The sequence below is a fragment of the Achromobacter sp. GbtcB20 genome (genome assembly GCF_019091095.1).
Taxonomy (GTDB): domain Bacteria; phylum Pseudomonadota; class Gammaproteobacteria; order Burkholderiales; family Burkholderiaceae_B; genus Achromobacter; species Achromobacter mucicolens.
Map to the genome: position 1 here is coordinate 1 of NZ_JAGXJZ010000948.1, position 232 is coordinate 232.

Annotated in this window: 1 pseudogene; it reads right to left on the reverse strand. The window is 67.7% G+C overall.

Annotated elements, in window-relative coordinates:
• Positions 1-232 (reverse strand): annotated as a pseudogene (locus KVT32_RS31770) (acetyl-CoA C-acetyltransferase); the annotation flags it as partial.

Here is a 232-nt window from a genome sequence, read left to right on the forward strand (position 1 = left end):
GCGGCGAAGGCCTCGTTGATTTCCATCAGGTCCACGTCCTGGTGCGTCCAGCCCGCCTTCTGCAGGCACAGGCGCGAAGCCGACACCGGGCCCATGCCCATGATGCTCGGGTCCAGCCCTGCCGACGAATAGGCCTTGATGCGCGCCAGCGGCGTCAAGCCGAGTTCGCGCGCTTTGGAGGCGCTCATCATGATGACGGCGGCGGCGCCATCGTTGGTGCCGGAGGGGTTGC